21 protein-coding genes and 1 tRNA gene are annotated in these 26053 nt (G+C 40.0%); 18 read left to right on the top strand and 4 right to left on the bottom strand.

Translation table 11 applies throughout. From position 1 onward, the window contains the following. Nucleotide 1 precedes the first annotated feature (1 nt). The 4 genes from rng to tldD are packed head-to-tail and all read left to right on the top strand — an operon-like array spanning nt 2 to nt 7603. On the top strand, nt 2-1474 hold the full coding sequence (gene rng / locus I6F40_RS03970; RefSeq protein WP_166378420.1) for a ribonuclease G: 1473 nt from the start codon (nt 2-4) through the stop codon (nt 1472-1474). Further along, entirely contained in the window at nt 1474-5331 is a 3858-nt protein-coding gene (locus tag I6F40_RS03965) for a YhdP family protein (protein ID WP_166378418.1), read from the top strand. Before rng ends, I6F40_RS03965 begins: the two co-directional genes overlap by 1 nt. Beyond that, entirely contained in the window at nt 5328-6167 is an 840-nt protein-coding gene (locus I6F40_RS03960; RefSeq protein WP_166378416.1) for a carbon-nitrogen hydrolase family protein, read from the top strand. The genes I6F40_RS03965 and I6F40_RS03960 overlap by 4 nt, the downstream gene beginning before the upstream one ends. Beyond that, on the top strand, nt 6164-7603 hold the full coding sequence (gene tldD / locus I6F40_RS03955) for a metalloprotease TldD (RefSeq protein WP_165739311.1): 1440 nt from the start codon (nt 6164-6166) through the stop codon (nt 7601-7603). The genes I6F40_RS03960 and tldD overlap by 4 nt, the downstream gene beginning before the upstream one ends. A gap of 52 nt (nt 7604-7655) precedes the next feature. Here tldD and I6F40_RS03950 read toward each other — a convergent pair whose 3' ends face one another. The 3 genes from I6F40_RS03950 to gorA form a co-directional block, all read right to left on the bottom strand. Continuing rightward, nucleotides 7656-8492, bottom strand: a complete 837-nt coding sequence (locus I6F40_RS03950) for a mechanosensitive ion channel family protein (protein WP_166378414.1) — start codon at nt 8490-8492, stop codon at nt 7656-7658. Between the two features lie 107 nt (nt 8493-8599). Continuing rightward, nucleotides 8600-9232: a hypothetical protein gene (locus I6F40_RS03945; protein WP_197192526.1), complete on the bottom strand. Its 633-nt coding sequence runs from the start codon at nt 9230-9232 to the stop codon at nt 8600-8602. 254 nt (nt 9233-9486) lie between these two features. Further along, nucleotides 9487-10848, bottom strand: coding sequence for a glutathione-disulfide reductase (gene gorA / locus I6F40_RS03940; protein ID WP_024589851.1), 1362 nt, complete (start codon nt 10846-10848; stop codon nt 9487-9489). Nucleotides 10849-10926: 78 nt separating this feature from the next. Here gorA and I6F40_RS03935 point away from each other — a divergent pair, with 78 nt between their 5' ends. From I6F40_RS03935 to I6F40_RS03870, 14 genes are all read left to right on the top strand, one after another. Next, the gene (locus I6F40_RS03935) at nt 10927-11601 is read left to right on the top strand and encodes a DUF2461 domain-containing protein (RefSeq protein WP_197192525.1); all 675 of its coding nucleotides are present in this window, start codon (nt 10927-10929) and stop codon (nt 11599-11601) included. Between the two features lie 85 nt (nt 11602-11686). After that, a complete protein-coding gene (gene prlC / locus I6F40_RS03930; RefSeq protein WP_197192524.1) occupies nt 11687-13726 on the top strand; it encodes an oligopeptidase A in 2040 nt (679 codons plus the stop codon). 140 nt (nt 13727-13866) lie between these two features. After that, complete coding sequence (locus I6F40_RS03925; protein ID WP_197192523.1) at nt 13867-15045, top strand: response regulator; 1179 nt, start codon at nt 13867-13869, stop codon at nt 15043-15045. A 57-nt stretch (nt 15046-15102) separates the two neighbouring features. After that, the gene (locus I6F40_RS03920; protein ID WP_024589847.1) at nt 15103-15858 is read left to right on the top strand and encodes a class I SAM-dependent methyltransferase; all 756 of its coding nucleotides are present in this window, start codon (nt 15103-15105) and stop codon (nt 15856-15858) included. A gap of 176 nt (nt 15859-16034) precedes the next feature. Then, nucleotides 16035-16760, top strand: coding sequence for a tRNA (cytosine(32)/uridine(32)-2'-O)-methyltransferase TrmJ (trmJ, locus tag I6F40_RS03915; protein ID WP_024589846.1), 726 nt, complete (start codon nt 16035-16037; stop codon nt 16758-16760). A gap of 236 nt (nt 16761-16996) precedes the next feature. After that, nucleotides 16997-17488 carry a Fe-S cluster assembly transcriptional regulator IscR gene (iscR, locus tag I6F40_RS03910; protein WP_007586371.1) on the top strand — a complete coding sequence of 164 codons (492 nt, stop codon included), beginning with the start codon at nt 16997-16999 and terminating at the stop codon, nt 17486-17488. 24 nt (nt 17489-17512) lie between these two features. Next, nucleotides 17513-18730 carry an IscS subfamily cysteine desulfurase gene (locus tag I6F40_RS03905; RefSeq protein ID WP_002958425.1) on the top strand — a complete coding sequence of 406 codons (1218 nt, stop codon included), beginning with the start codon at nt 17513-17515 and terminating at the stop codon, nt 18728-18730. Between the two features lie 41 nt (nt 18731-18771). Continuing rightward, nucleotides 18772-19155: a Fe-S cluster assembly scaffold IscU gene (iscU, locus tag I6F40_RS03900; RefSeq protein WP_007377675.1), complete on the top strand. Its 384-nt coding sequence runs from the start codon at nt 18772-18774 to the stop codon at nt 19153-19155. 12 nt (nt 19156-19167) lie between these two features. Then, nucleotides 19168-19491, top strand: coding sequence for an iron-sulfur cluster assembly protein IscA (gene iscA / locus I6F40_RS03895; RefSeq protein WP_007377674.1), 324 nt, complete (start codon nt 19168-19170; stop codon nt 19489-19491). 95 nt (nt 19492-19586) lie between these two features. Further along, complete coding sequence (gene hscB / locus I6F40_RS03890) at nt 19587-20114, top strand: co-chaperone HscB (RefSeq protein WP_197192522.1); 528 nt, start codon at nt 19587-19589, stop codon at nt 20112-20114. Nucleotides 20115-20155: 41 nt separating this feature from the next. Beyond that, nucleotides 20156-22018, top strand: a complete 1863-nt coding sequence (hscA, locus tag I6F40_RS03885; RefSeq protein WP_197192521.1) for a Fe-S protein assembly chaperone HscA — start codon at nt 20156-20158, stop codon at nt 22016-22018. A gap of 11 nt (nt 22019-22029) precedes the next feature. Next, nucleotides 22030-22368, top strand: a complete 339-nt coding sequence (gene fdx / locus I6F40_RS03880) for an ISC system 2Fe-2S type ferredoxin (RefSeq protein ID WP_165735300.1) — start codon at nt 22030-22032, stop codon at nt 22366-22368. Between the two features lie 247 nt (nt 22369-22615). Beyond that, nucleotides 22616-24043 carry an NAD-dependent succinate-semialdehyde dehydrogenase gene (locus I6F40_RS03875; RefSeq protein WP_197192520.1) on the top strand — a complete coding sequence of 476 codons (1428 nt, stop codon included), beginning with the start codon at nt 22616-22618 and terminating at the stop codon, nt 24041-24043. Between the two features lie 682 nt (nt 24044-24725). Further along, nucleotides 24726-25178 (top strand): REP-associated tyrosine transposase, encoded by a 453-nt coding sequence (locus tag I6F40_RS03870; RefSeq protein WP_197192519.1) that lies wholly within the window; start codon nt 24726-24728, stop codon nt 25176-25178. A 729-nt stretch (nt 25179-25907) separates the two neighbouring features. Here the strand turns inward: I6F40_RS03870 and I6F40_RS03865 are convergent. Further along, nucleotides 25908-25983 (bottom strand) — tRNA-His (locus I6F40_RS03865). Nucleotides 25984-26053: the final 70 nt, after the last annotated feature.

The raw sequence follows: 26053 nt of genomic DNA, 5'->3' as shown, positions 1-26053 counted from the left end.
CATGAGTACAGAATTACTGATCAATGTCACACCGAGCGAAAGCCGTGTTGCCCTAATAGAAAACGGTGTACTGCAAGAAATACAGCTAGAGCGAATTGGTAACCTAGGTATTGTAGGCAATATTTACTTAGGAAAAATAAGCCGTGTGCTTCCAGGTATGCAGGCTGCTTTTGTTGATATCGGCCTTGAAAAAGCGGCATTTTTGCATGCATCCGATATTGTAAATAGTGCCTCTATTGTTGAAGGCGTAGACGACGTACCAATAAAAAAAGTACAAGACATTAGAGAGTTAGTTCGTCAAGGCCAATACATTATGGTGCAAGTGGTAAAAGATCCGCTAGGCACTAAAGGTGCAAGACTCACCACTGATATTACCATTCCTTCTCGCTATTTAGTGTTTATGCCAGATGCGACCCATGTAGGGGTTAGTCAGCGTATTGAAACTGAAGAAGAGCGCTCACGCCTTAAAAAAATAGTCGCAGAATATGGCGATGAAAATGGCAGCTTTATTGTACGTACAGCTGCTGAAGGTGCTAGCGAAGCTGAATTACGACACGATGCCGGTTTTTTAAGAAAACTGTGGGAAAAAATTACGGCTCGTCGTAGAAAAACCAGTAAAGCCAGTATCCTACATGAAGACTTAACGCTTGCCTTTAGAACCCTACGTGATTACGTGGGCGAAGATATGGAACGCATTCGCGTTGACTCTAAACTTACTCATGAAGAACTAAAGTTATTTACTGAAGAGTTTGTTCCACAGCTTTCTCAAGTACTTGAATACTACCCAGGTGAGCGACCTATATTTGATTTGTTTGACGTTGAAAACGAAATTCAAAAAGCACTACATCGTAAAGTTACGCTAAAATCCGGTGGTTATATAATTATTGATCAAACAGAAGCGATGACGACTGTTGATGTTAATACGGGTGCATTTGTAGGACATCGTAATTTAGAAGAAACGATTTTTAATACCAACGTAGAAGCAACCTCTGCAATTGCTCGCCAGCTTAGGCTGCGTAATTTAGGCGGTATTATCATTATCGACTTTATCGATATGGTAAGTGAGGATCATAAGCGCCGAGTATTACACTCACTTGAATCAGCACTCGCAAAAGATCGCACTAAAACAAATATCAATGGGCTTTCAGCACTTGGGCTTGTTGAAATGACGCGTAAACGTACACGCGAAAGCTTAGAACATATTTTATGTGATGTATGCCCTGCGTGTTCTGGTCGTGGTTCGCAAAAAACAGTTGAAACGGTTTGCTACGAAATACTACGTGAAATAGTGCGTGTTAACCGAGCATACGCTGCCGATAAGTTTATGGTGTACGCAGCGCCTGCTGTAAGTGAAGCCCTACTAAACGATGAGTACCATAACCTTGCCGAGCTTGAGCTATTTATTGGTAAGCAAGTCAATATTCAAACAGAGAGCTTATACAGCCAAGAACAGTTTGATGTGGTAATGATGTAATGAAAGCAAAAGCGGTCTGTTTTTTTTGTTTTAGAAAGTTATGGCAGACCTGCGCCATAATTTTGGTATTACTGGCCGTTATTGTTTCAATTTTAAAATATACCCTTCCGTATGCAAACGAATACAAAGGGAATATAGAAAGCTATTTACACGAAAAGTTTGAAATAAGCTTATCTATAGGTGAAATATCAGCTAGTTGGCAGGGCAGTGGTCCTGCATTAGTATTAGAGAATTTATCGTTTAAAGATAACGAAACTGCACCAATATCACTCACCATTGCTAAAACCAGCTTAGAGCTAAACTTATGGGAAAGCTTAAAAGCGCTGCAACTTAGATCTAATTATTTTGTTATTAATGGTTTTCATACCAGTGTAAATATCACCAACTTATTTAAAACCGGTAACAACGACGGAGTCTCTTTTGAGCAAAAAGAGCTAATTGAAGAACTGTTTTTGGGTAAAACGGGTCATTTTGCAATAGAAAATTCCAGTATTAACTTTGTTCTAGAAGACGGTAAAGAGCGTAAGTTACTCCTCAAAAATATTGTTTGGCAAAATGAAGATGAGCAGCATCTTGGTAGTGGGAGCTTAGCACTGCCGGGTATTTCGGTCGGTGATTTTGATGCGCGCATAGCACTCACTGGCGATACCCTAGAGCAAGTTGCGGGCGACATTTATGTGCAGGCTAACAAAGTCGATGTATCTAACTGGTTAGCGCAATATATAAATACGCAAAAGCAACAACTGCATAGCGATATTAATTTACAAGCGTGGCTAAAACTAGATAAAGGTTTTGTAAGCGATATAAAAATGCAGTGGCTACCAAGCTTTGTGCGTTGGCAGCGAGAAGAGCAAAGCCAACAAGTCAGCCTGAGTGAAGGTGGATTCCATCTATATCCCGAGCAAAATAGCTGGCACTTAAAAAGCACCGGTTTAACATTTAATAGTAACGATAAAGCATGGCCAAGTTTAGAGTTTGAAGCTCAACTAGGTGCGACAAATGAAGTGTGGCTCCATCAAGTTGATTTTGAATTACTGGGTAACCTAGCAGGGCTAAGTAATTTTGATGCACTTGAACCATTTTTAGAGCGCCGACCTAGCGGGCAAATAGATCAAGCTTATTTAAATTTCTCTAATGCACAGCAATGGCAACTATGGTTTGAAGCCGACAATATTGGTTGGCAAGAATTAAGGTCGGTACCTGCAGCACAAGGACTTAGAGTAAATGGTTTACTTAATCAAAGTAGTGGTCGAATAAATTTATTTGGTGAAAATGGCACATTAGTTACAGGCGAAAGCTTTAGTAACGACATAAATTATAATCAGCTAAATGTAGAGCTAGATTTAGCTGAGCGAGATGATGGCTGGCATATAAGTAGTGACAATATATGGTTTGATAATGATGAAGTTACTCTTGCTGCAGAATTACAAATTAGTCTAACAGATGATCCTCGATTAGATCTTTACGCTGAAGCGTTCGCCCCAGATGCTAAAATTGCAGGTCATTATTTCCCATTAAAAGCAATGAGCGCTGAGCTCGTTAGCTATTTAAATGGCGCAATTAAAGGCGGAGAAATATCTAAAGCACAAGTCTTATTTGCAGGACCTTTATCTGGTTTTCCATTCACCGATGGCAGTGGCCAGTTTGGTGTACTAGCGCAAATAGACAACGCAACCTATGAGTTTGATCCTGATTGGCCTTTGGTCACCAATACCGACGTACAGCTACATTTTGATAATGAGCGTATGGACATATATAGCCAGCAAGGTAAGTTGGTTAATTTAGATATTGGTAATAGTGTACAGGTAAGCATTGCAGATTTAATGCATGCTGATGAACTTATTGTGCAAATTGATAAAAAAGCACAAATGGAAAAGTTACATGACTTTTTTGCAGCGACACCTATTGCTAAACCTCTTGCTGAAATTTTTAAAGTTGTACAGGGCAAAGGCGAAGCCGATGCCAGTATTGAGCTTTTAGTAGGCTCAAAATTTAAAGGTGGAGCCAGTGTTAGCGGCAAAGTTAATTTAAATGACTTGCCAGTATTTATAGCAACGCCAGGAATTGAGTTTAAAAATCTAACTGGCGAGCTTAATTTTAAAAACGACAATATCACACTTAAAAATGCGACTGCGAAATGGTTGGGCATGCCGCTAACTATTAATTACAGCAGTAAAAGTGATGCAAAAAATTACCAAGCAAACATAGATATAAACGCCAAAATTGACGCCGATACACTAATAGATAGTGGACAAGGTATATTAAAAAATTATTTAAGCGGGCAAAGTGATGTTGATATTGGCTTAGTACTTAACTTTACCGAGCAAGGCTTTAATTACCGTGCACAGGTAAACTCAGAACTACTTGGCTTAACGAGCAACTTACCTACACCTTATAATAAAAATAGCGAACAGGTTTGGGCGCTTGATGCCATAGTACAAGGTGATGACATTTCTAATCTCATTACAGCAAACGCTAATCAACAGTTTTACTTTAATGCTATTTTAGAAAATGGAAAATCACAGTTTAGTAATGTCCATTTTGTGCTCGGAAAACAAGATTTAGGATTAAACCAAAAAGACTTAAGCGTAAATATAAATCTTGAACAGAGTGAACTAGTGCCTTGGTTTGATCTGATTGATCAAATAATTAAAGCTGGTAAAGCAAACCCAGATCAAGAATCAAAAGGGATTATGCCACCGCTTAATGAGGTGGTCGCAAATATAGGTTTACTTGATGCGAGTAACATCATTTTTAATGGTTTTGAAATGCGTTTAGCACCATCAAAAGACGATTTATACCTAAAGCTAAATGCTAAAGAACTTAGAGCTGGGGTTTTTATCCCTATATCACAGCCTAGCCAGTCCATACGAATTAATGCCGATTACTTAAGGCTTAATTTTGCACCGCACAATGAGCAAGTACTTGAAATAACAGATGTGCTTCCTGAGGAAGACTTGAGCTGGCTTACTAAAATACCTGCCATTGAGTTTGAATGTAGTGATTGCAAAATTGACCGCTATCAACTTGATAAAGTAAGTGCGTCATTATTGGGTGATGGTGAGCGCTTATCAATATCAGAGCTTGTGGTCGATAAAGGAAATCATGTGCTGCGCACTAAAGGGCAGTGGCAAAATGGCTTAACAACGCTAAATGGCGAGCTTAAAAGTGATGACATAGGCGCACTGTTTGGCGAGTTTGATATAACCTCCGCTATTAAGGATTCAAAAGCCGATCTAAATTATGATCTTACTTGGCAAGCAGCGCCTTATGATTTTGATGTGAAAACTTTAAGCGGTGAGGTGGACTGGGATTTAGGAGAAGGTCATTTAACTGAAGTAAGCGATGGCGGTGCACGCGTATTTTCGCTGTTGAGCCTTGATTCACTCGTGCGCAAACTGAAGCTTGATTTTAGAGATGTATTTTCAAAGGGCTTTTTTTACAACAGCATGCAAGGCTCTATGCAGTTAAAAAACGGTATTGCTTACACTAAAGATACCAAAATGGACGGTGTACCCGCTGATTTAACCATTAAAGGTTATGCAAATTTAAACACGCTTGATATAGATTATGACCTTGCTGTAGCGCCACAAGTAACCTCGAGTATTCCGGTTATAGTTGCATGGATGGTAAACCCAGTAACAGGGCTTGCTGCCTTAGCAATTGATAAAGTTATTCATTCTGCGCGCGTCATCTCAGAGATCAACTTTAAAGTAACGGGTAAAATGAACGATCCTATTGTTCAAGAACTCGACAGAAAAAGTCGTGAAGTTACGCTTCCTCAAGCTGCGCAAAATCAGCCACAAGCATCAGTCGATTTAAAACTTAAAGATGCACAAGTAACAGTAACGCAATGAACAAAACTGAAATACTAAGCACTCCCACAATAGTTGCCCTGCAAATGTGTTCAGGGCTAAACCCTGATGACAACATAGCAAGCTTAAAGCGTGCACTTAAAACACTCCCCGCAACAAGACCATTACTTGTTTGTTTGCCTGAGGCTTTTTTAGTGTTTAGTAAAAGTGGTAACGATACGTTACGTGTTGCTAAGCAAGTTGAGCGATACAAACTACAACTTAGTGAATTGTGCCAACACCATAATATTTGGTTAAATGCAGGGACAATGCCTGAGCCATTTAACAAACATAAATATTATGCAGCATCGCACTTATATAATAATCAAGGCGAGCTGGTTACAACGTATAACAAAATACATTTATTTGATGTAAACGTAGATGATCAAACAGGTAGCTATCGAGAGTCAGATTTTACCCAAGCAGGTAGCGATGTGGTTGTTGTTGATTCTCCCTTTGGTAAAATAGGCTTAACAGTATGTTATGATCTGCGCTTTAGTGGCTTATTCAACGAACTAGTACGCCAAGGCGCCGATATTATTTTAGTACCAAGTGCATTTACAGTCGTCACAGGGCAAGCGCATTGGCAGCCATTATTAGCAGCTCGCGCAATAGAAACACAATGTTATGTAGTTGCAGCAGCTCAGTACGGTACACATGAAAATGGCCGACAAACATATGGGCACAGTATTATTATTTCACCTTGGGGGAATATCCTGAGTGAATTGCCAACAGGCACCGGTTTTATAAGCTGCAACGCAGCTTTAGACCAGTTACAAAAAATTAGACGAGATATGCCCGTGCAGTCTCATCAACGATTTAGAGAGCATTTATTATGAATTCGGTTGAACAGCATTTACTACACGACAGCCAGCTAAATAGAGAAGAGCTCGAAAAAACGCTCGCTTACATACATCAGCATAAAGTGGATTACGCCGATTTATATTTTCAATCAAGCCACCACGAATCATGGGTGCTTGAAGACGGCTTAGTTAAAGAAGGCTCTTATAACGTTGAACGTGGCGTTGGTGTACGTGCTGTAAGCGGCGAAAAAACGGGTTTTTCTTACTCTGATGCAATAAACCTCGAAGCGCTAAATAAAGCGGCAACAGCAGCACGTAGCATTGCAGATGCTGGCGAAGATAGAGCGATTAAAGTATTTAGTGATGTTAAAGCTAAAGAGCAGTTTGCACCTCATCAGCCAATTTCGAGTATGAGCGATACCGACAAGGTGAGCTTATTACGCGAACTCGAAAACTATATTCGTGAGCTAGCACCCGATGCAGAGCAAGTAATTAGTTCAATGTCAGCGGTATACGAAGAAGTATTAATCGCAGCAAGTGATGGTACGTTTGCCACCGATATTCGCCCGCTTATTCGTTTAAACTGCTCAGTACTGCTTGAAAAAAATGGTCGCCGTGAACGCGGTGGCGCAGGTGGTGGTGCACGTTTAGATTATGGTTACTTTAAAGAGCTTGTTGATGGTAAACCGCGTTGGATGGAATTTGCCGAAGAAGCTGTACGTCAAGCTAAAGTAAATCTTGAGGCTATTGATGCCCCTGCAGGTACTATGGAAGTTGTACTTGGTAATGGTTGGCCAGGTGTGCTTTTACACGAAGCGGTAGGGCACGGACTTGAAGGCGACTTTAACCGTAAAGGCGCGTCTGCGTTTAGCGGTAAGGTTGGCCAAAAAGTAGCATCTGAGCTGTGTACAGTTGTTGATGATGGCACAATGGCCGATCGCCGTGGTTCACTAAATGTAGATGACGAAGGCACGCCAGCCGCTTACAACGTACTTATCGAAAACGGTATTTTAAAAGGCTATATGCAAGATAAGCTAAATGCGCGTTTAATGGGGGTAAGCCCTACCGGTAACGCACGCCGTGAGTCGTATGCACATTTACCAATGCCTCGCATGACTAATACTTACATGTTAGGCGGAGAGCACAGCCAAGCCGATATTATAAGCTCAGTTAAAAAAGGTGTATTCGCGCCTAACTTTGGCGGCGGACAAGTTGATATTACCTCAGGTAAGTTTGTATTTAGCGCATCAGAAGCGTACTTAATTGAAAATGGTAAAATTACTCAACCAATTAAAGGCGCAACGCTTATTGGTAATGGCCCAGAAGTAATGCAGCAAATATCTATGGTTGGTAACGACTTAGCGCTTGATAAAGGTGTTGGTGTTTGTGGTAAAGATGGTCAAAGTGTACCCGTAGGCGTAGGCCAACCAAGCTTAAAAATAGATAAGCTAACAGTGGGCGGTACAGCATAAACAATATGAGCGCGAAGTAAGTTCGCGCTTTTTGTTTTAATGAAGGTGGGGTTTATGCCTCGTCTTCATCCTCCTTATTTTTTTCAGCCTCTTTATACCATAACGCAAAAAAGCATTCTGTTAATTTGTGTTCTATCTCAAGCGCTTTTTCTGTAGGACAAAACAAGGTGAAACTTGCTTTAAATTCACCTAAATCAGTTGTACCAAAGTGAATTACCGGCTCTGGACCTGATATTTTTGCATCAAGTTTACGCTCAATCATCGAATTATAACGACTGGCTACTTCTTGAAACTCTTCGCAGTACAGTTTAGCTTTTTCAGTCAATGTGTCGTGAATAGGATACGGGTTAAAGCTCTCTCTTCGGACAATAATAAAATGATGTGTAACAAAGCGTTTTACAAAGTTTAAGTTTTTAATAGAACTGGTAATCAGCTTATTATTAGGTATATATATAGTTTTTCTTGAAAATTGATAAGTATGTATATCAATTTCATGCATGGTTGTTTTTATCCAATCGGTTTCAGCAACCTCACCAAAGTAATCACCGACTTGTATCCAGTCACCGACTCTAAATGGGCGAGTTGTTACTAGATAAAAAAAGCCTATCACACACTGAATAAACTCGCGCGTTGCAAGCACAATAGCTACTGCAAAAGCAGCAATTGAAAGTGCAAAGTTTTGAATTTCGGTAGACCACACAAACAGCAGCGATATCATCATTACAAAATTAATAAAATGCTTAATATTGTGTGCGATGTAACGAATATCTTTTTCTTTTTTTTCTGCGCGATTTTTAGCGAGCTTATCAACAAGCACTTTTAGTACAAATGCAATTGTGATCATTACAATTGAAAGAAGAAACGGATGCAGCAATATATCTTTAGTCATAATATCCAATTAAACGCGAGTTGATAAAAACAGACTCAGTATATTGATTTATTAAACCAATTAGCAAACTTAGCGCAAAAAAAGTAACTAATAAAAATGGAGCTATGTTATTGAGTTGCTTCATCAGTACAATGTTTGTGATTTTTAGCCATTCTTTTTCGGCATATGAGTACAAGCTCAATGGCTGAAATAAAAATTAGAGTATAGCCAAGTGTTTCTACTCCTTCTTCAACAATGTTTTTGACTACGCGTACATAGTCATCGCCCATTACTGAATGCCAAAATGCACCTTTGCCCATAATTCGTGAAAACGCGAGTAAAGTAACCATACCGGATAAACAAACCCCATAACTAGGGGTGAGGCTATAGGCTTTTAAAGAGTTAAAAATACTCCCTCTCTTTGTTATTAAATAAACAAACACGCCAGCCAAAATAGAATAGACGATACTTTGCCAAGCACCATCAAATAGGTATAAGTCTAGAGAAGTATCAAACTCTCTCACAAACATCATGGCCGTTAATGCAGAAAGCAATACCGCCGGTATTTTGAGTTGAAAGTTAATTCGTGAAGCATAGAAAAACAAAATACAGCTTAAAAAAGTTAAAGCATCTTGCATATGTTCAGTGAGCGTTTCTTCACTGTAAAGTGCGTTTTGCTGCAACTCAAATCCTTCAAGTTGAATCAATGAGGCAACACCCGCTAGACACAGTAAGTAAATAAATGATCGTAGTAAAAACATAAATAACCAAGAGAAACTATAAATGCGCGAGATTCTAATTGTAAAAATGCCTTAAAGCCAAAACAAAATTTAAACTTTTAATATTTTTATCGGTCTAAGATTTTTGCTGTTAAAATAATGGCTTAGATATTTATTTAATGTTTAATAAAGGTTTTAGATGTAACGTTGGCTGTGAACAATATAATAAGCATTAAAAAGCCCTTACTATTTACTTAGCAAGGGCTTTTTATAATTGAGCACTTAGAGTTTAAAGCCTAGCGCATCGTTACAAATTCTTCCGAGCCTGTTGGGTGAATCGCAACAACGGCATCAAAATCAGCTTTAGTAGCGCCCATTTTCATGGCAACTGCAAAGCCTTGAATCATTTCATCAACCGCAAAACCAATACCATGTAGGCCAACTACTTTTTCATCTGGGCCGGCACATACAAGTTTCATTTTACAAGGTTGGCGATGTTTAGTTACCGCTGTGTACATAGCCGTAAAACCAGATTGGTAAATTTTAACGTTTTCTTCGCCGTACTGAGAAATAGCTTCTTGCTCAGTTAAGCCAATAGTCCCAATTGGTGGATGACTAAATACAACAGTAGGAACTAGGCTGTAATCCATTTTTAAATCATCTGGTAGCTCTTTATTAAATAGACGCTCAGATAAAGTACGGCCTGCTTTTACTGCTACCGGTGTAAGTTCAATACCATTTTCGATGATATCGCCAACCGCATAAACGTTTTTAGCTGTAGTATTTTGATACTCATCAACTTTTACAAAACCACTGCTGTTTACTTCTACGCCTGCTGCTGCAACGTTAATAGCATTAGTTGTTGGTTCGCGGCCAATGGCCCAAATTACTTGGTCAACGTTATGAGTTTTGCCGTTATCTAAATGTAGTGTTACAGAGCCATCATCTTCTTTAACCAATTTATTTGGTACAGAGTGAGTATGTAAAGTAGGGCCTTCGGCAGCCATTACTTCAACAAGCGTATCTACTATATATGGGTCAAAACTACGAAGTGGGGCATGCTTACGTACAAATAAATGTGTCTCAGTACCTAAACCATGTAATACACCCGCAAGTTCAACTGCAATGTAGCCTGCGCCGATTACTGCAACGCGTTTAGGTTGCTCTTTTAATTCAAAAAAGCCATTTGAATCGATACCGTGTTCAGCACCTTCAATATGCGGAATACTTGGGCGCCCACCTACTGCAATTAATATATGGTCGGCTGTGTAGTGCTCGCCGTTTACTTCAACTGTTTTGTTATCTACAAATTTAGCAAAGCCTTTAATTACAGTAACGCCATTGCTAGCCAGGCCACTGTCGTAACCTTTATGAATTCGGCCTATATAGGCTTCACGGCTTTCTACTAATTTGCTCCAGTCAAAGCCTTTAACTTCAACATTAAAGCCGTAATCTGGGGCATATAAATTAATTGCTTCGGCAACCTGAGCACCGTGCCACATTACTTTTTTAGGTACGCAGCCTACGTTTACACATGTGCCACCCATGTGTTTTGCTTCTATAAGTGCTACTTTAGCGCCACGCATTGCCGCTCTATTTGCAGAGGCAATACCACCACTGCCACCACCGATTGCAATATAATCAAAGTGTTGTGTCATTTTATGTCCTTAGGCGTTGAGTTTTATGCGCATTAGCATAACATTAAGTTTTAAAAATAAAGAGTGTTTAGGTGACCTATGTTTAGTAAAAAAACATTCAAATTTCTTGCTCAGCTTGATCAAAACAATAATAGAGACTGGTTTAACGACCATAAATCACAGTATGAGGAATACGTAAGAGAGCCCGCTTTAGATTTCATTAGGCAAATGCAAGCACCACTTGCTGAGGTTTCTAGCCATTTTGTCGCATCAGATAAAAAAGTTGGCGGTAGCTTAATGAGAATCCATAAAGACGCGCGTTTTAGTAAAGATAAAACCCCATATAAAACTAATGTAGGGATTCAATTTCGCCACTTTATGGGAAAAGACGTACACGCCCCGGGGTTTTACTTTCACTTAGCAAATGACGAATGTTTTATAGGTGCAGGTATTTGGCGACCAGAATCAAAGGCGCTTAACGCAATTAGAACCTGCATAGATGAAAACCCAAATAGCTATAAAAAAGCAATTTATGATGAGCAATTTAAATCTATATTCGAAATGTCAGGAGAGTCGCTAAAACGACCGCCAAGAGGGTTTGAAAAAGAGCACCCATTAATAAATGAGCTCAAGCGAAAAGACTTTATAGCCATGAGCCCACTTATTCAAAAACAAGTATGCAGCAATAACTTAGTTGATACGGTGTTAGAGCGTTATAAAGCGGCTGACTCATTAATGGGTTATTTGTGTTTTGCTCTGGATCAACCCTATTAAAATCACATAACTTAAAAGCGGCTGAGTTGTTTTTTTACTTTTAGACCCAACTTAAACGTAATGCATTAACGCAAAGAGAGTATTTATGAGCAACCCACTAATTGGCCTTGAAGGCTTACCACCATTTTCAAAAATAAAGCCTGAGTACGTAGTACCAGCACTAAAAGACGGTATTGAGCTTTGTCGTAAAGCCATTGATGACGTGCTAGCAAAAGGTTCGTACACGTGGGATGACTTAGTATTACCCCTTGAAGAAGCCGACGATAAATTATCGCGCATGTTCTCCCCTGTATCGCATTTAAATTCAGTAATGAATAACGACGAATTACGTGAAGCTTACGAGCAGTGCTTACCGTTAATATCTGAATATTCAACATTTGTAGGTCAGCATCAAGGTTTATACAACGCGTATAATACGCTTTATAACAGTGACGAATTTAAAACGCTGACTACAGCACAACAAAAAACAATTACTAATGCGCTACGTGATTTTAAATTATCGGGTATTGCATTAGCGCCGAAGCAGCAAACACGCTACGGCGAAATTAGCGCGCGTTTATCAGAGCTTGCCTCAAAATTTGGTAACAACGTAATGGATGCCACACTTGCTTGGCACAAGCATATTACTGATGAGAGTGATTTAGCAGGCTTGCCAGAATCTGCTTTAGCACTTGCAGCTGATACAGCAAAAAGTAAAGAATTAGAGGGTTGGTTATTTACACTCGATTTTCCATCATATTTACCAATAATGGCTTACGCAGATAACCGCGAATTACGCAAAGAAACTTACACCGCGTTTTCTACGCGCGCATCAGATCAAGGCCCTAACGCCGGTGAGTTTGATAACTCTGACATTATGAGTGAGGAGCTTGCGCTTCGTCATGAACTTGCACAGTTACTAGGGTTTAACAGCTACGCTGAAAAGTCACTCGCGACTAAAATGGCCGAAACACCAGAACAAGTATTCTCATTTTTAGAAGACCTAGCGGCTAAATCAAAACCACAAGCAGAGCAAGAAGTGGCCGAGCTAAAAGCGTATGCTGAGCAAAAACACGGCATTTCTGAATTACAAGCATGGGATTTTGGTTACTACAGCGAAAAGCTTAAGCAAGAAAAGTATGCAATTTCAGACGAAGTACTACGTCCTTACTTCCCAGCAAATAAAGTGCTTAGCGGCTTATTCGAAACCGTTAATCGCTTATTTGGTATTAGCGTAAAAGAAGTTACTGACTTTGATACTTATCACAAAGATGTACGCTTTTTTGAAATTGTAGATAGTAGCAATACTCTACGCGGACGTTTTTATCTCGATTTGTACGCACGCGACCACAAACGTGGCGGCGCGTGGATGGATGACTGTATGGGTCGTAAAGTACGCGCTAACGGCGAACTACAAACTCCAGTGGCTTATTTAGTGTGTAACTTTAATAAGGCGGTTGGCGATAAACCGGCACTGTTTACTCATGACGAAGTAACTACTTTATTTCATGAGTTTGGTCATGGTATTCACCACATGCTTACACAAGTTGATGCCGCGCCAGTGGCTGGCATTAATGGTGTAGCGTGGGATGCGGTAGAGCTTCCTAGTCAGTTTTTAGAAAACTGGTGTTATGACGAAGAAGCCCTAAGCTTTATTTCGGGCCATTATGAAACGGGTGAGCCATTACCTAAAGAGTTACTTGATAAGTTACTTGCCGCTAAAAATTACAATTCAGGCGTACAAATGCTGCGTCAAATTGAGTTTTCGCTATTCGACTTTAAAATACATAACGACTATGTAGCAAATGAACCTTGTCAAATTCAAGCAGTACTTGATGACGTACGTAGCCGTACATCAATCGTTAAACCGCCAGAGTTTAACCGTTTTCAAAATGGTTTTAGCCATATTTTTGCAGGCGGCTATAGCGCAGGTTACTACTCGTATAAATGGGCTGAAGTACTCTCTGCTGATGCATTTTCTAAATTTGAAGAAGAAGGTATTTTTAACGCCGAAACAGGGCAAGCCTTTATGCAAAACATTTTAGAAAAAGGCGGTAGCGAAGAGCCAATGGAGTTATTTAAAAAATTCCGTGGCCGTGAGCCTAATGTTGATGCATTACTGCGTCACAGTGGTATTGCTGTTTAAAAACAAAATGTTCAGCACAAACCAAATTAAAGCGCCTCAATGGCGCTTTTTTATTATTTTAAAATTATTAGCTAATAATTTTTAGTAATTTTATCCTGCCGTACTATGCTTTTAACACACCTATTAAAATGGACTAAGGCATGGCAAAGTTGGTATTGGCAATTGATGACGACAAATATGTTCATCATATAATTGAAGAGTCTTTAGCAGGGTTTTGTAAAATTATTCATGCAAAAGATGGCGATGAGGGATTAAGGCTAACCAATAAATATAACCCAGATATTATTTTACTCGATATTGAAATGCCAGGTATGTCAGGCTATGAGGTATGTAAAACAATAAAACAGAATGAAAACACCCAAGATATTCCCGTTATGTTTCTCTCATCTAAAATAGAGCTTAGTGATCGTGTAAAAGGTTACAGTGTTGGCGCATCCGATTACATTACAAAACCTTTTAATGCAGAAGAGTTAATAGCGCGAATAAAGGTACTTTACGAATATAAGCAAAAATGCACGAAACTAAAACTGGATATAGCAAAAGCGAATAAAACTGCAGAAATGGCAATGACAGAGTCGGGCGATATGGGGCGTATAATGCGCTACGTTGGGCAAAGTTATCACGCTAATAACTTTCAATCGTTAAGTGAATACTTTTTTACCTTTTTTGCTCCTTTAAATTTAGATGTTGTGGTTGTGTTTTGGTATCAAGGAAAAGGTATTTTTTACAGCCAGCAAAGTGGTGTTTGCCCGTTAGAACAAGAGCTGCTTGAGCAACATCGAAATGCTCAACGATTTGTTGATATTGGTAGCAGCACTATCATTAATTATCCCAAAGTGTCCCTTTTGATAAAAAATATGCCAGTTGATAACGATGCTTTGTATGGGCGCTACAAAGATCTGTTCCCGCATATATTAGAAGTAACCAACGAGAAGGTTGTTACCATGGAAAGAAGCGAAAGCAGTTATGAGCAGGCAGCTCAAATAAGTACAGCCCTTCAAGATATTGTTAAGCAGTTAACTACTCAAAATGTAGAGCAAAACAAAAGTACTAAAGAGTTTATAGAGCAGCTACATAAACTTGACTGCGCTATTAAGCTACAACAAACACAAGCAAATCCTGCGGATCTCACTTTATATATATCTCAATTGGATCAAACAATGCAGTTATTTGTATCGGCTAATAGTGATTTAGCCTTTATCAAATATCAGCTTAAACAAGTTGCCGAAAGCCGCAATGAGCTTATATCTAATTTACGTAGTAAAGCAGAAGCAACTAAGGTTAATACTAATCATCATAGTGATATAGAGCTATTTTAGTGCTTTAAAGTAAAGCGGTTGATATACTACAGGCGTATTTTATCGTCGGAGTTTATTGTGGTTATTCAGTGTGCTTTTAAAGAGTTACGCCCTTATTTAAATGAATTAGAAACACGCTTTGGTTTAGCCCAATGGGCGCAAAATTGCAGTGGCTTTAGCTTACATTACGATGATAAAGGGTTAAGTCTATTTAAAACCGACGAGCCTAAACTAGGTGCAATTAACGTTGATTTTGTAACCGGTGCTGCCGCCCATAGGCGTAAGTTTGGCGGTGGTAAAGGGCAAGCAATTGCCAAAGCGGTGGGTTTAAATAAAGGCGCAACGCCTGTTGTACTTGATGCTACCGCTGGTTTAGGGCGAGATGGTTTTGTACTTGCCTCGCTAGGGTGCAAAGTTATATTACATGAACGTCACCCGGTTGTAGCTGCACTTTTATACGATGGTTTAAAGCGAGCCTATAGCGATATTGAAATTGGTTTGTGGATGAAAGAAAACATGAGCCTAATATTTGGCTCAAGCCATACTTTGCTCTCTCAATGCGAAAGCATGCCTGATGTTGTTTATTTAGATCCTATGTTCCCGCATCGCGAAAAATCAGCATTAGTCAAAAAAGAAATGCGCGTGTTTCAAGAGCTTGTTGGTGCAGACAACGACGCTGACGACCTACTTAATTTTGCCTATCCACTTGCCAGTAAGCGTGTCGTTGTAAAGCGCCCCGATTACGCTCCATTCTTAAACGAAAAAACCCCAAGTATGCAGATCAAAACCAAAAAGAACCGTTTTGATGTCTATGTAAAGGCGGCAATGGTTTAACAGCGTTACAGAATAAACTCTCAAGAGCTGCGCGAGGTAAACTCCGCCTACGGGCTATGTGGTATTTGTAGGCGGGGCTTTATGCCGCGCTTTTATTAGGATCTAGAATCTAGGATCTTATTACATTTTCATGTTAGAATTTGCGCAATTTTTTGGCATAGCAAAGTAGCACAGTAATGATCTTAGATGATATTCGCATTGTTTTAGTTAACACATCACATTCCGGCAATATTGGTTCGGCGGCTCGCGCCATGAAAACCATGGGTTTATCAAAACTTTATTTAGTTGATCCTGCTTGCGAAATCGATAGCCAAGCCAGTGCACTTGCTGCCGGCGCAACTGATGTTTTAGGTAACGCAGTTATTGTAGGTACCGTTGAAGAAGCTATCGCTGACTGTACATTAACGATTGGCACAAGTGCGCGTTCTCGTACGCTTTCGTGGCCAATGGTTGAACCACGTGAATGTGGTGAAAAGCTCGTTGCTGAAGCCGTAAATGGTCCTGTAGCGCTAGTATTTGGTCGTGAAAACAGTGGTTTAACTAATGAAGAATTACAGCTTTGTAATTACCATGTATGTATTCCTGCTAATCCAGAGTACAGCTCGCTTAATTTAGCTATGGCCGTACAAACACTTAGCTACGAAACTCGCATGGCATTTTTAAATCAACAACCTAAAAAGGTTGAAGAAGACGATGCAGTTTACCCGAGCTCAAAGCAAACAGAGCTGTTTTATGATCACCTTGAAGACACGTTGTTTAAAACAGGCTTTATCATCAAGCAACACCCTGGTTTAGTTATGACTAAATTGCGCCGTTTGTTCAACCGAGCTCACCCTGAAGATGCTGAAATGAATATTTTACGCGGTATTCTCACCTCAATTAATAAGGCTATCCCTAAGTAACTTAGGTATAGCTATTAGTTATAAAAGACCTAGACTAATTAACGCGCTAATACTTGACTAAATTACTCAGGTAATTACAATGGCTGTAATACTTGACCAAAGAGGTCAAGTATTGAAAATTTGTTAACTCTACAATTTAAAAGTAAGAGTTTCTAAATCAAATTTTTATCAAGTGATAATACTTGACTAATTTACTCTGGTAATTAAAATTTGCACTCTTTTGTGCAGGGGGCGTTATGAAGTTAACATCAAAAGGCAGATATGCCGTTACAGCTATGCTGGATGTTGCACTACACACAGGTGTAGGTCCTGTAGCCCTTGCTGATATTTCACAAAGACAAGAAATTTCTTTGTCTTACCTTGAACAATTATTTGCTCGTTTACGTAAAAATGGCCTAGTAAGTTCTGTTCGTGGACCTGGTGGTGGTTATTTACTAGGGCGTGAAGCGAGCGTTATCTCTGTTGGCGATATTATTAGCGCCGTAGACGAATCGGTTGATGCAACACGTTGCCAAGGTGCCGATACCGGCTGTCAGAGTGGTATGCGTTGTTTAACACATAATTTGTGGTCAGACTTAAGCGCACGCATAGAAGAATTTTTGAATAATATTACCCTTGCTGAATTGGTGGAAAAATCAGATGTGAAAGAAATAGCATCGCGCCAAGATAACAGTATTAATAATGCAATTAAGCAGTTGGAAAACATTCAAGTAAGCTGTCAACTTTAAGGTTGACCTGCAGCGGAGAGAGAAATGAAGTTACCGATTTATTTAGATTACGCAGCGACCACGCCTGTTGACGAACGTGTTGCTAAAGAAATGATGCAATGCCTGACAATGGACGGTAAGTTTGGTAATCCTGCGTCACGCTCACACCGTTTTGGTTGGCAAGCAGAAGAAGCTGTTGACCAAGCACGTACAGATATTGCTGATTTAATTAATGCAGACCCACGTGAAATTGTTTTCACATCGGGTGCAACAGAATCAAATAACCTTGCTATCAAAGGTGCAGCACAGTTTTACAAGAAAAAAGGTAAGCACGTTATTACCGCTAAAACTGAGCACAAAGCTGTAATCGACACATGTCGTGAACTTGAGCGCCAAGGTTTTGAAGTAACTTACATGGACGTTGAAGAAAACGGCCTACTTGATTTACAAAAACTTGCCGACACAATGCGTGACGACACAGTACTTGTAAGCATTATGCACGTTAATAACGAGCTAGGTGTAATTCAAGATATCGCGACTATTGGCGAAATGTGTCGCGAACGTAAAATTATGTTCCACGTAGATGCAGCGCAAAGCGCGGGTAAAGTACTAATCGACGTGCAACAGCTTAAAGTTGATTTTATGTCGTTCTCTGCACATAAAGTGTATGGCCCTAAAGGTGTTGGTGCACTTTACGTTCGTCGTAAACCACGTGCTCGCCTTGAAGCGCAAATGCACGGTGGCGGACATGAACGCGGTATGCGCTCTGGTACGCTAGCTACTCACCAATTAGTGGGTATGGGTACAGCGTTTAAAATTGCTAAGCAAGATTTCGAAAAAGATCACGCACACATCAGCGCCTTACGTAATCGTTTAATCGACGGCATTATGGCTGATATGGACGAAGTATACTTTAACGGCACGCAAGACCAATCAGTACCTGGCATTGTAAACATCAGCTTTAACTTTGTTGAAGGTGAGTCGTTACTTATGGCAGTAAAAGACATTGCAGTATCGTCAGGTTCAGCCTGTACATCTGCAAGCTTAGAGCCTTCTTATGTATTACGTGCACTTGGCCGTAACGACGAATTAGCACATAGCTCAATTCGTTTTAGTATTGGTCGCTTTACTACCGAAGAAGAGATTGATTACACCGTCGAATTAATGAAAAACTCTATCGGTCGCCTACGTGAGATGTCTCCACTTTGGGAGATGCATCAAGAAGGTATTGATTTAGATTCAGTTGAATGGGCTCACCACTAATAGTGTGAGCACATACCCTAGCAGGTAATGAGGATAGAATAATGGCTTATAGTGATAAAGTAATCGACCACGTAGAAAACCCACGTAACGTAGGTACTCTAGATAAGAATGATCCGTCAGTGGCAACGGGTATGGTAGGCGCACCAGCATGTGGTGACGTAATGAAATTGCAAATTAAAGTATCTGCCGAAGGCGTTATTGAAGATGCAAAATTCAAAACCTACGGTTGTGGTAGCGCAATTGCTTCATCTTCACTTGTAACAGAGTGGGTTAAAGGCAAAACGCTAGACGAAGCAGCGACAATTAAAAACACTGATATCAGTGCAGAGCTTGAATTACCACCAGTGAAAATTCACTGTTCAATTTTAGCCGAAGACGCAATTCAAGCAGCAATTGCAGACTACAAAAGCAAACAAGCGAAGTAAGAAGAGAAACTCATGGCAGTGACATTGACAGATGCGGCAGCAAACCGCGTACAATCATTTTTAGCAAACCGCGGTAAAGGTTTAGGCCTGCGCGTTGGCATTAAAACGACGGGCTGTTCAGGTCTTGCTTATGTACTTGAGTTTGTTGACGATTTAAACGAAGACGATGAAACTTTTGCGGCTAAAGGTGTAACATTAATTGTTGACGCTAAAAGCTTAGTTTACATCGATGGCACAGAGCTCGACTACACTAAAGAAGGCTTAAATGAAGGGTTTAAATTTAGAAACCCTAATCAAGCTGATGAGTGTGGTTGTGGCGAAAGCTTTACCGTTTAAGCTTAAAATATCTTTGTAGTATAAATAAGCCCTGCCAGTTAATGTAGGGCTTTGTTATTTTTGAAATTAATTTCTGAATTTTATTGGTTGAAGTTATGCGCTATTTTGAGTTATTTGCAATACCAGTTGACTACAATATTGATTTAGTAACAGTTAATAAGCACTACTTGGAATTACAACGTACTGTGCATCCCGATCGCCACGCCAATGCGAGCAGTCGCGATAAGTTAATGGCTGTGCAAAGCGCCGCCGAAATTAACGATGCGCTACAAATATTAAAGCACCCAGTAAAACGTGCTGAATATATGCTGAGCGAGCTAGGCGTTGATATTCGTGCAGAGCAGCAAACCTTGCAAGATCCAATGTTTTTAATGCAGCAAATGGAACTTCGCGAAGAGCTTGAAGAGCTAACATCGTCGCGCGATCCTGATACCGCCATTGCAAATTTTGAAAAACAAATTAAGCAACTAAACACGCAGTACAGTGCACAACTTGCCGAACAACTAGCAAGTAACGATGAGCAGCAATATCAACTTGCCGCAGATAATATTCGTAAACTGAAGTTTGTTTATAAGTTACGTGACGAACTAGAGCGTATTGAAGACAGTTTATTTGACGATTAATTACTTGCTGCAAAGCGAGCAACACGAGTTTAAAGAGCATTATGGCATTATTGCAAATTGCTGAGCCGGGGCAGAGCGCGGCACCACACGAACATAAACTAGCTATTGGTATTGATCTTGGTACAACTAACTCATTAGTTGCAACAGTACAAAGTGGCGAAGCCCGCACGTTAACTGATGATCTTGGCGCGGCTATGTTACCGTCGGTTGTTCGTTATCAAGCAGGCGGTATTACTGTTGGCGCAGAGGCTGCACAAGCCGCAACGCAAGACCCTGCTAATACACTTATTTCGGTTAAGCGTTTTTTAGGTAAAACTCAGGCTGAAATAGAGCAAAGTTATGGCCAACTACCGTATGAATTTTGTGAGCACAATGGTGCGCTAGCAATAGAAACTGCGGCAGGTAAAATCAGTCCAATTAAAGCATCAAGCCATATTTTAGCTGCATTAAAAGCACGAGCTGAGCAAAGTTTTGGCAACCAAGAAATTTTAGGGGCTGTAATTACAGTACCTGCGTACTTTGATGACGCACAGCGCCAAAGTACTAAAGATGCCGCAGAGCTTGCTGGTATTAACGTACTACGTTTATTAAATGAGCCAACAGCAGCAGCCGTTGCTTATGGTTTAGATTCTGGCCAAGAAGGTATTATCGCTGTTTACGATTTAGGCGGTGGTACATTTGATATATCAGTACTTAGATTACACCAAGGTGTGTTTGAAGTTATGGCAACTGGCGGCGACTCAAGTCTCGGTGGTGATGACTTTGACTCACTACTTGTTGATTACTTTAAGCAGCAAACTGGTGTGTCAGCGTTGTCACCTTCAGTTTTACGTTTATTCATCAATAAAGCAAAAGCGTGTAAAGAAGCATTAAGCCAATACGCTAAAGTAAACGTGGGTCTTGAGTTTGACGATCAAAAATACACAGTAGAAGTAACACGCGAAACGTTTGATGAAATGGCTATGCCTCTCGTTAAAAAAACACTGCGTTCGTGTCGTCGTGCTGTAAAAGATGCTGGCATAGAAAACGACGAAGTACTGCAAGTTATTATGGTAGGCGGTTCAACCCGTATGCCACTGGTACGTAGCCAAGTACAAAGCTTTTTTGATAAAGAGCCGCTAACTTCAATCGACCCTGATCGTGTTGTAGCCCTAGGTGCTGCGCTTCAAGCCGACGTGTTAATTGGCAATAAGCCCGATTCTGACATGCTATTGCTTGATGTATTACCGTTATCGCTAGGCCTTGAAACTATGGGTGGTTTGGTTGAAAAAATCATTCCGCGTAATACAACAATTCCGGTAGCACGCGCGCAAGAATTTACGACGTTTAAAGACGGCCAAACAGCTATGTCATTACATGTGCTGCAAGGTGAGCGTGAGCTTGTTGATGATTGTCGATCGCTTGCTAAGTTTAGCTTAAAAGGTATTCCACCAATGGCGGCAGGTGCTGCGCATATTCGTGTAACCTTTAAAGTTGATGCTGATGGCCTATTAAGTGTTTCAGCCATGGAAAAATCTACAGGTGTACAAGCTGAGATTCAAGTGAAGCCTTCGTTTGGTTTATCTGATGACCAAGTAGCTAACATGCTAAAAGAGTCAATGAGCAACGCGAAAGGCGACATGCAAGCACGTATGCTTAAAGAGCAACAAGTAGAAGCACTGCGTGTAATAGAAGCGCTTAATGCATCACTTGCAGCCGATGCTGCATTGCTTGACGATATGCAACTAGCTAACTTACGCACTGAAATTGCAGAACTGGTAAAAGTGCGCGAAAATGCACAAGAGCCTGGCGAAATTAAAGCAGCTATCGAAAAAGTCGATAATGCGAGTAGCGACTTTGCATCGCGTAGAATGGATGCATCAATTAAAAAGGCCCTTACAGGGCAGTCAGTAGACAACATTTAAGAGAGATTAGAATGCCACAAATTGTTTTTCTTCCACATCCTGAATTATGTCCTGACGGCGCTGCAATTGAAGCCCCTGCAGGCCAAACAGTACTCGACGCTGCACTTAAAAATGGCATTAGTATTGCACATGCCTGCGAAAAGTCGTGTGCATGTACTACGTGTCATTTAGTGATTCGTGAAGGATTTGATTCACTACAAGAGAGTGATGAGCTAGAAGATGACATGCTAGATAAAGCATGGGGTTTAGAGCCAGAGTCACGCCTTGGTTGCCAAGCAATTATAAGAGATGAAGACCTAGTGGTTGAAATACCTAAGTACAATCTCAATATCGTTAATGAAGAGCACTAGTTTTTAACGATGTATTTTTAAAAGCCGCTGTTTAATACAGCGGCTTTTTTGTTTCAAAAAAGCATTTATAAACACGTAGCAGCGACTTTATGTCGCGTTTTTAAATCTCAAACGTTTTAAGTTAATTTTTTCTAATCTCAAACTTGAACATCAAAATGATCACGTATTTTTCAGATTATATAAACGCGGGGTAAACCCGCTGCTACGAGTTCAACCCAATCCCTAAAATCTATTTTGGAGGTTTATTTTGAGTAATCTTATTTTTTCTGACTCATTTATTAACGGCGAATTTTATAAAACGGATACGCGCTTTAGCGTTAACGATCCCGCTACCGAAAAAAGTATTGTTGAAGTAAGCGATATTGACGAGCAGGGTGTAAATAGCGCAATAAGCGCAGCTCAAGGGGCTTTTACTAAGTTAAAATCAACGAATGCCACCGAGCGAAGCGAAACGTTGATGCGCTGGTATGAGCTAGTTATAAAACACAAACAAACACTTGCAGAGTTAATGACCAAAGAGCAAGGCAAGCCGCTCAAAGAATCGCTTGGCGAAATTAACTACGGTGCAGGTTTTATCAAATGGTTTGCAGAAGAAGCCAAACGTAGTTACGGCGATGTAATTCCACCAACAGACAACTCGCATCGTTTAACTAGCTTTAAGCAGCCTGTAGGTGTTGTAGCTGGTATTACGCCGTGGAACTTCCCTGTTGCTATGGTTACTCGTAAAGTAGCTCCAGCTTACGCTGCGGGCTGTAGCTTTATACTTAAACCTTCTGAACATACGCCACTATGTGCTATCGCACTTGCTTATTTGGCCGATCAAGCTGGTTTTGTTAAAGGTGCATTTAATGTACTGGTTTCACAAGATGCCAAAACAGTAGGTAAAATGCTGACTGACTCAGAAATCGTGCGTAAGTTTACATTTACCGGCTCTACCGGTGTAGGTAAGCAGTTACTATCGCAATGTGCAGGCACAATTAAACGTACCTCGATGGAGCTTGGCGGCAATGCGCCTTTTATCATTTTTGATAATGCAGATTTAGATGAAGCTGTTGAAGGGCTAATGGCGGCTAAATTTAGAAATAGTGGGCAGGCATGTGTTGCTGCAAACCGTATCTTTATACAGCGTAATATTCTCGACAAAGTACTGTCAAAAATCACGCCTAAGGTTGCAGCGTTAAAAGTGGCAAATGGTTTTGAAGACGATGTTGATATTGGTCCGCTTATTTACCCAAAAGCCAAAGAGAAAGTACAACAGTTAGTACAAGACGCACTCGATAAAGGTGCTACGTTGATTGGCGATAATAGTGACTTAGGTGGCAGCTTTCAAAACCCATTAATAGTAAACAACGTAACGACAGAGATGGATATTTACCACGAAGAAGTATTTGGTCCAGTATTAACGGTTATTCCTTTTGATGAAGAAAGTGAAGTGCTTGCACTTGCTAACGATGTACCATTTGGTCTAGCAGCCTACTTTTACAGCCAAAATATTAAGCAAATTTACCGAATTAGTGAAGGGCTTGAATTTGGTATGGTAGGTGTAAACGAAGGTGTTATATCAAACCCAGTAGCACCTTTTGGTGGCGTTAAACAATCTGGTTTGGGCCGCGAAGGCGGGCATCAAGGACTTGATGAGTACCTAGAAGAAAAATACGTGTGTATTAAAATATAACGGCAGTTAAGTATATGAGCGCGAATTTACTTCGCGCTTTTTTATGACATTAATATGGCAGATATATGAACTTTACCTTTTACTGTTGCTACCCAAAGCGCTAAATGCTACCTTTGGGAACATATTTTTTGTTAATAAAACAACATAAAAAAACAAATAAAAAGTAAAAGGATTTCTATAAGTAGAAATAACCCCGTGTGTAAATGCCACCTTATTTAAGGTGGCATTTTTTATAATAAATTACATGCAAGAGTTCACCTCGTGCAAATAAAACATCTCAAACACAAAAGCGCGGCATAAAGCCCCGCCTACAAATTTAACACCGCCTTGTAGGCGGGAGTTTACCTCGCGCAAATAAAACAGCTCAAACATAAAAGCGCGGCATAAAGCCCCGCCTACAAATATAACTCCGCCTCGTAGGCGGGAGTTTACCTCGCGCAGGTTTTATCGTTGAGTCCACCTCGCGCAGATAAAACATAATCTCAAACATAAAAGCGCGGCATAAAGCCCCGCCTACAGCTATAACACCGCCTTGTAGGCGGGAGTCCACCTCGCGCAGCTCTTATCGTGGAGTTTATCTCGCGCAGTTATTATAGTTGAGTTTACCTCGCGAAAATTTAATCTACTCGTGAAAACTGTTATTTAGCTGCTATGTTTATTTATAAACTAAGGCTTATATACAATGAAAAAATCACATTTCCTAAGAAAAGGGCGCGTTTCTATCGCTAACCACTATTACTGCATTACTTTAGTCGCTAATTCAAGGCGAAGCCTTTTTAATGACTTAAGTTTAAATCGTTTGTTAATTAACGAAATGAGAAGGTTAGAAGAAGAGGAGGCGTGTAAAAGTATCGTATTTATTTTTATGCCAGATCATATTCATTGGCTTTTTCAATTAAAAACACATTCAACACTAAGTAGCGTAATAAGGGCTTTTAAAGGAAGGTGTTCAAAATTAGCAAGGGCGCATTCCCAAATTAATAAACTTTGGCAACCTGATTATTACGATCATATGATACGAGATGAAAGTGACCTTGTTAATTGTGCCCGTTATATAGTTGCTAATCCTCTAAGAGCTGGATTAGTTAAAAACGTTGGCTCATACCCTCATTGGGATTGTATTTATATTAAATAATAAGCGCGGTGCATAGGCGGGAGTTCACCTCGTGCAAATAAAACATCTCAAACATAAAAGCGCGGCATAAAGCCCCGCCTACAAATATAACACCGCCCCTGTAGGCGGGAGTTTACCTCGCGCAGCTCTTATCGCATTTCCTCGCGCAAATAAAACATAAGCTCAAACATAAGCTCAAACATAAGCTCAAACATAAGCTCAAACATAAAAGCGCGGCATAAAGCCCCGCCTACAACTATAACACCGCCTTGTAGGCGGGAGTTTGCCTCGCGCAGCTCTTATCATGGAGGTGATTTCTAATTTTATTATATAGATTTAATCTTGTGGGTACCCATGATTGGGCTTTTAATTGTGTTGTGTTTTTAATTTATTAGTTACACAAGCTAACAGCAGGTATAAAATCCCTCTCTTATATTGAGTATTTATGTTTATAAAGGATTTATCTTGTGGGCACTCAAGTTTAGAGTGTTTTTGGCGGGTGTATATAGTAAATGTATTTAGTGCTTTAACTTAAAAAGTACACTAGCAATGTAATGTATTAAACTTAAATAGTCTTAGGTATTTTAATTGTTTAGATAGGTGAGCTGGGTAATTAAAATGAGTGCTTAAATAGAGAGTAAGAATATTAAATAATTGTTTAATATTGATTAAATAGTGTATTAAAAATTTCGAACATATTTAAGGGGTTTTAATTTTTTTAGAAGGTAATAAAATCAAGAAGAGAAAAAGTGGGGCGATTGACGGGGCTTGAACCCGCGACAACCGGAATCACAATCCGGGGCTCTACCAACTGAGCTACAACCGCCACTACACACACCTTGTTTGGTGTGGCGCGCATAATACATAAAATAATAAATTTTGTGAAGCCCAAAAGT

Source organism: Pseudoalteromonas sp. SWXJ133 (assembly GCF_015864365.1).
GTDB lineage: Bacteria > Pseudomonadota > Gammaproteobacteria > Enterobacterales > Alteromonadaceae > Pseudoalteromonas > Pseudoalteromonas arctica.
This window is presented reverse-complemented; position numbering and strand designations above follow the sequence as displayed.